7 protein-coding genes and 1 pseudogene are annotated in these 6,000 nt (G+C 68.2%); 4 read left to right on the top strand and 4 right to left on the bottom strand.

Going from position 1 to position 6,000, the window contains the following annotated elements:
* Positions 1 to 126 precede the first annotated feature (126 nt).
* Positions 127 to 318 (top strand): annotated as a pseudogene (locus tag ACFVX4_RS28125) (GNAT family N-acetyltransferase); the annotation flags it as partial.
* A gap of 127 nt (positions 319 to 445) precedes the next feature.
* Here ACFVX4_RS28125 and ACFVX4_RS28120 read toward each other — a convergent pair.
* From ACFVX4_RS28120 to ACFVX4_RS28110, 3 genes are read right to left on the bottom strand one after another with little or no spacing between them, the layout of a single operon-like run.
* Positions 446 to 730: a hypothetical protein gene (locus ACFVX4_RS28120; RefSeq protein ID WP_389982004.1), complete on the bottom strand. Its 285-nt coding sequence runs from the start codon at positions 728 to 730 to the stop codon at positions 446 to 448.
* A 55-nt stretch (positions 731 to 785) separates the two neighbouring features.
* Positions 786 to 1,136: a hypothetical protein gene (locus ACFVX4_RS28115; protein WP_389982027.1), complete on the bottom strand. Its 351-nt coding sequence runs from the start codon at positions 1,134 to 1,136 to the stop codon at positions 786 to 788.
* Positions 1,093 to 1,323 carry a nucleotidyltransferase domain-containing protein gene (locus ACFVX4_RS28110; RefSeq protein ID WP_389982021.1) on the bottom strand — a complete coding sequence of 77 codons (231 nt, stop codon included), beginning with the start codon at positions 1,321 to 1,323 and terminating at the stop codon, positions 1,093 to 1,095. The genes ACFVX4_RS28115 and ACFVX4_RS28110 overlap by 44 nt, the downstream gene beginning before the upstream one ends.
* A 102-nt stretch (positions 1,324 to 1,425) precedes the next feature.
* Between ACFVX4_RS28110 and ACFVX4_RS28105 the strand changes: the two genes are divergently transcribed.
* The gene (locus ACFVX4_RS28105; RefSeq protein ID WP_389982002.1) at positions 1,426 to 1,872 is read left to right on the top strand and encodes a DUF6228 family protein; all 447 of its coding nucleotides are present in this window, start codon (positions 1,426 to 1,428) and stop codon (positions 1,870 to 1,872) included.
* Positions 1,873 to 2,480: 608 nt separating this feature from the next.
* Here ACFVX4_RS28105 and ACFVX4_RS28100 read toward each other — a convergent pair.
* On the bottom strand, positions 2,481 to 3,284 hold the full coding sequence (locus tag ACFVX4_RS28100; protein ID WP_389982001.1) for a sulfite exporter TauE/SafE family protein: 804 nt from the start codon (positions 3,282 to 3,284) through the stop codon (positions 2,481 to 2,483).
* An 84-nt stretch (positions 3,285 to 3,368) separates the two neighbouring features.
* Between ACFVX4_RS28100 and ACFVX4_RS28095 the strand changes: the two genes are divergently transcribed.
* On the top strand, positions 3,369 to 4,151 hold the full coding sequence (locus ACFVX4_RS28095) for a helix-turn-helix domain-containing protein (protein ID WP_389981999.1): 783 nt from the start codon (positions 3,369 to 3,371) through the stop codon (positions 4,149 to 4,151).
* Between the two features lie 293 nt (positions 4,152 to 4,444).
* Positions 4,445 to 5,848 carry a hypothetical protein gene (locus tag ACFVX4_RS28090; protein ID WP_389981997.1) on the top strand — a complete coding sequence of 468 codons (1,404 nt, stop codon included), beginning with the start codon at positions 4,445 to 4,447 and terminating at the stop codon, positions 5,846 to 5,848.
* Positions 5,849 to 6,000: the final 152 nt, after the last annotated feature.

Genomic DNA, 6,000 nt, shown 5'->3' with positions numbered 1-6,000 from the left:
CGGACGGCTCGACGGACTCGGCCTCGGTCACGTTCTCACTGGTCATCGATGCATCTTCCTTGATCAGGAGTTACACCGATCGTTTTACAGTCCCGGATCGGGCTGTGTGCCGTTCGGCACGTCGCGGCGCAGTACCCGGGGCCGTGGGAGGTCGCCTTCCAGGAGGGCAACATCGCCGCAGTCGGATTCTGGCGCCGGGTTGCTACCGAGTTCGCTGGCGAGGCATGGACTGAGGAACGCAGACCGGTACCGGGTCGCCCAGACCTGCCGCCCGATACCTGGATCTCGTTCACTGCCCCGATTGAGGTCCAGGACTGAACGTCGAGCGCCGTGTTGCTGCCGAGCCGAACTCGGCGGCAACGCATACAACCGCCTGCGCACGTACTCGGGAGTGTGGTTGAGGTGAGCGGTGGTGAGGCCGGGACGAATGAGCACGGCGCGCCACTCAGTCGCCGCCAGGAGCGTGGCCCCGCTCGAAGACTGTTCCATCGACGCCGGAACCAACGCCAGAAGTCACCAAGCCTGTGTGGCGTCGCCAGATGAGGTAATGGCGGCTCATGCTTCCCTGCTCTTTGTGGTCGGCGTGGTCCATGCCGTCCAGGCTGAAGTAGCGCAGGCTGAAGTAGCGCAGCAGCACCATCTGGGCCCGTCGCCAGGTCACCACCGACCGGGCGCCCTTGCCGATGATGGCAGCAGCAGCCGTCCCTCGCCGTCGTCTGGTCTCGCACACTCGTGGACGCTCTGCCACTGCCCCACAGTGAGGGACGACCGATGCCCACGAAACGTCACTCAGACCGCTTGCCCCGTACGCGGAGGGCCGCCTCCAGCCGCGCGATGTCCTCGGCGTCCTTGGTCCGCCGAGGCCGGGAGGGATCCCAGATGGGCATCATCCGCTTGATCTCGATCTGGGCCTGCGGACTGACGATCGCACACTGCAGACCACCGATGCGGCCCGGCCCGGCATCGAGCATTCCCTCGGGCCAGGGCGCACCGGCCCAGGGGCCCCCGGCGACCACCACGCGGTCGGCCGCATCCCGGCCCAGGAGCGTAAAGCTCTTCTCCAGTCCGTCCTTGGCGAAATCGAGCTGCAGATCAGGCGACGGCCCTGGCACCGGTTGATAACCGTGCCGCAGCAAGCCTCCCGCCAGGGCACCCGGCATCGTCCGCCCAAACGAACCAGTCGATGTCCCCATGGTCCCGCGTGATCTCGCCGAGGAAGAAGTCCATGGCCCATCCACCGCGAAGCCACACCGTCACCCCAAGAGTTTCGGCAACCTCCACGGCCTCGGCAATCAGGCGAAGCTGTTGATCAGCACGTCCCATATCCACAACCAGGCAGGTTACGCGGCAACCGCTTTGCCCAGCACGTCATTTGTCCCCCACGGAGCGGGCAATCGCTGCTCGATGTGGCACTAGCCTGCTTCGGTGATCGAGTACGAAACATCAGACGGACCTGTCGTACGTGTGGGACGTCCCGGGCCACAGCCGGTCCACCTGTTGTTCTCTGAACCGTCAAGGCCGTATGGCGATGACCCGACGCTCGACTTCCTGGTGAGAGCCAGCGGGGAATGGGTGAGCATCGAGACTTCAGTGAGAACCTTGCACGGCGACGGTCTCGACGCCTTCCTCGCCACCTTGGCCGAGGACTTCCGAGGCTGGGAAGGCAGCCGCACTTGGCGCTCCCTGGAACATGACCTGACTCTCTCGGCAGAGCACCGCTCCAGCGGATACACGCACCTGACCTGGGGAATTCACGACCGTCCGCCCGCTGAGGAGTGGCACTTCGAGACCACCACGGTGCACGCGGCGGGCGAAGACATGCGAAATCTCGCTGCCGAGATGCACACATTCCTCACGACTCCAGTCGAGTAGGACCAGAGGGAGCAGCTGGCAGCCTTCTTGAGCACTGAGGGGAGACGGACCTCCATGTGCTCGATCGTGGCGTCCGTCCCGGCCCAGGCCACGGATGCACTGGACAACGATCTGGGCCACACCGCATGCACCGCCGACACGGACGCCGCGGCCTGACTTCCGCCGCTCTCCGCGACAGAGCTGGCAACCAGGAAACGGCCGACGCCCGTGTTCACCACGCAACCGTCGACGTCCTGCCCGGCTCCCGACCCCGCGTCGCCCACCAGCTCACGGTGTCCCTCTTCGAACTCGTCGACCGGTGCGGCCTGTTCAGCGGCCGTGGCCGGGGCCGCGCGCACGTATCCGTCCACCACCTCGTACGCCTCAACGACGGCACCGTCACCCGTATCGCCCTCGCCTGCCGTCGCACACCCGCCGCCAACCCCCACCAATCCCCCGCACTTCTCTGGCCGATCCGACAGCAGCAGAGCGAGCCGCTCCGGCTGGGTAGCGCGCATGATCCGAACGATGTCCCCTGGGCAGCCTCCGGTGCGTGCAAGCCAGCGGTGGCTACGACTTCGACAAGTACCGCCGCCCGCACACATCAATCCGCAGCGAAACGACCGCGGTCAGACCACGAGCAGCATCGCGACCGTCACCATGAGGAGCAGCCCGATGTAAGCCCAGGCGTGGGTGCGGTCGGGGATCCGTGGCGGGCGTCGGCGCAGCACCGCGATCACTGGCAGCGCCCCCAGGAGCAGCGCCGAGGCGGCGCGGAGGTCGATGAGACCCACGAGATGCACCTGCGTGTGCGCGGCGGTGGGGACCACTGCCACGCACAGGGACACCGCGGTGGCCGGCAACGCGATGGCGAGGGTGAGGGGGTTGGCCAGCGCAGTCGCCACATGCATCGCGTGCCCGGCCCGCCGCATCGCGGGGACGGTCATGACACTGCCGCCCACGCCGAGGAAGGCGGCGACCGCGCCGATCGGTGCACCAAGGGCGGCCGGCAGCGGATGCGGAGCGTCGGATGTCGTCCCGACCTGAGTGTTCGGGCGCAGGAATCCCGGGCGCAGGAGCAGGTCGGCAATGGTGAGAGCGACGTACGCGACGAACGCCCAGTGGGCCAGAACGGCCGGAGCGAGGCGCGTGGCGAGCGCGCCGGCCGAGGCGCCGACCGCCAGCAGGAGAAGCAGCGTGCCGCTGCCGCGGAGCGAGAGGAGTAACCGTCGCGGTGTGACGGCCGTCGCGAACCCTGCGTTCACCACCATCACCAGGGCCGAGGTGGCCGTCGCCACCCGCATCGCGTCCGCGCCGAGTACGGCGTCCGCCCAAACCACGACCGGTACGGCGACGAACCCTCCACCGAAACCGAACAACACTGTCGTCACCCCGGTGAGGAGCCCGACCCCGATCAACATCACGAAGTCCATGACCTCACTCCATCAGCTCCGACGATCTACTCGCATGCGATGGTCAGCACAGTTCCTTCGCGTGTCAGCCATTACGATGGACGAGTGAAGAACGTCCCGCTGGCCGATGTCGACCACGTCGACCGAGCTGTCCTGCCGATCGGCACCGACTACCCGCCCGGCCACGTGCTGGACTGGCACGAACACCGGCGCGCGCAGTTCCTCCACGGCGCCACGGGGGTCATGGTCGTCGATACCGCCGAGGGGACCTGGACCGTTCCGCCCGAGCGCGCCGTACTCATCCCGCCGACTACGCGGCACCGGGTCCACATGCTGGAGGTGAGCACCCGGAGCCTGTACATCGAGCCGCGCGCCGTCCCCTGGTGGCCCGCCACCTGCACGGTCGTGGACGTTCCGCCGCTGCTGCGCGAGCTGCTCCTGGCCGCTGCCGATTTCGAGGTCGACTACAGCCTGTCCGGGCGTGAGGGAAGCATCGCCGAGCTCCTCCTGTACGAGATCGCCGAGCGTGCCCCGCTCCCGTTCCACGTGGGGATTCCCGCCTCCGCCGACCTCGCGGTGCTCTGCCGCGAGTACCTTGCCGCCCCGGACGCCGACGCCACCAACGCCGCGTGGGCCGCCAGGACGGTCATGAGCGAACGGGCCTTCACCCGGCGTTTCCGCGCCGAGACCGGTGACAGCCCAGCCGTCTGGCGGGGCCGCGCCCGCCTGCTCGCGGCCGTCCCGCTGCTCCGCACCGGGTCGGTCAGCGAGGTCAGTGGCCGTATCGGCTACGCCTCTCCTGCGGCGTTCACCGCCGCCTTCACCCGCGCCTTCGGCACACCCCCGTCCCGCTTCTCCGTGGATCGCCGGGGCGGCGGCCGGCACTGACTGCCCATGATCGCGGTCCACGGGGCAGGATCATTTCCGTCCGCGGGGACCACCCAGCTGCCCGGAGGACCGACGCGCGGCTCCACCTCTACCGTCGCGCCGACCAGGACCGCACCGCACCCGTAGCCCCTTCCGGGGCCCCGAGGTTCATCGGATCAGCTGTTTTGCGGCACTTTTGGCCGGATGGTGCCGATCGGAGAGTGGGTTCATCCGTATCGCGCGCAGGGCACGGCCCGCTTGGGCAGCATACGGAGTGAACTCGATCAACTACTGAAAGCAACAATGGGGGGCAGATGCCACGGCCCAAGGACGCCGACTTCACCAGCACGCTGACGATGCTGCATACCGCCGTCATGACCACGGGGGCCGATCTTCGGGATGCCCTGGGCAAGGGCGTCGAGAAGCTGGAAGCGAGCGGGCAGGCCGCCCAGCAGAGTACGACGAAAACGGTGGTCGACGAGCTCGGCCGGATGCGTGTCAACCTGCGCGAGGCCCGGGACCGGCTCAGCGTCGGCGGGGAGGTGCTGAATTCAGAAGTGCGCCAGGCCGTTGCGGAGTTGCGGAACGAAATGCGCGAGGTGCGGAAGGCAGTCGAGGACCTCACCCCGCTCGGACCGGCTCCGCTTCCCACCGACAGCGGCACCGGTCCTGAGCCGGAACTCCCGTACGCCCCGGCCGCCCACGAAGTACCGCCCGCTCAGACCCCCCAGCCTCTCAGCGCAACGACCTCGTCGGCCCCGGCATCGGCGGCGGGGCACAGCGCAGCGCCGCAGACGGCACTGCAAGCCGTGGTCCCGGTGCAGCGCGATGGTGGTGACGGGAACAGGGACAAGGACGGGGACGGGGACGGGGACAGCAGAGACACTGTCCCGCTGCCGGTGGAACAGGTCCAGCAGGCGGTCCGTGACGTCCTGGCCGAAGAACTCGCGCCCCTGGGCTCCCTCTTGGAGAACTGGGTTACTGAGCGGGACACGGCGTTGATCGCCGTTCGTGACGATGTGCGGGCGCAACTGCACGGGTTGGCCACTGAGCTGCGCGAGCAGCTGGTCGCGGCCCGGAAGGAGTCGCGTGCCGGGCTTGTTGCCCTCCGAGAGGAGGCGAACGGTCTGCGGGCCGGACTGGAGAAGCTGCAATCAGCTGCTGATGTCGGGGAGCCGGCTGTCGTGGAGGTGGGCGAGGAGCACAGTGAGCTGCTGCGGCGGGCCGCCCGGGTGTCCTCCGCGATGCTGCTGTGTCATCGCGATATGTGGGAGTTCATCACGGCTCATGCCGGGCGTCACCCGCACTTCCGGGTGCCGCCGCAGGTGATCGACCAAGGGCACGACCGCATCCGTGCCGCGCTGTCCGGTCGTTCCCTGATCGCCCTGCTGATCAGCCTGCATTCTGTCGAGCACGCCTCCAGCGACGGCGACGGCGACCGGGAGCTGGCCGCCACCCTCTACGAACGGCTTCGGAACAGCCTGTCCGGCCTCACTGCGGCAGGCCAGCCGGTCGCCATCGCCCTGGACGACCGCGCTTCGTCCGAAGACGACACGATGACCGGCGCTGTCCCGCTCCCCGCGCCGATCGGAAATCCGGACAGCGCCTCGCATCCGAACGACCAGGAGGTCGGCAACGAGGTCGAGAAGGGAGTCGGGCGGCAGGTCGGGCCGGACCACGTGGCCGTCGGTGAACAGCCCGACCTCGACAAGGAGTAGCCACCGAACCCGCGCAGCCGCGCACGTGCAGGGCAACGGCTGCGATGCGAAGGATCCCCGTGAACCGGGTGGCCTGAGTTTCGGGTGGGGCCTGGAGTAAGCCATCACCGTTGTGGCAGCCGATAATGGAAGAGTGGGCCTGTGAGTTACAG

Source organism: Streptomyces sp. NPDC058240 (assembly GCF_042882135.1).
In the GTDB taxonomy this organism is placed as follows: Bacteria; Actinomycetota; Actinomycetes; order Streptomycetales; family Streptomycetaceae; genus Streptomyces.
This window is presented reverse-complemented; position numbering and strand designations above follow the sequence as displayed.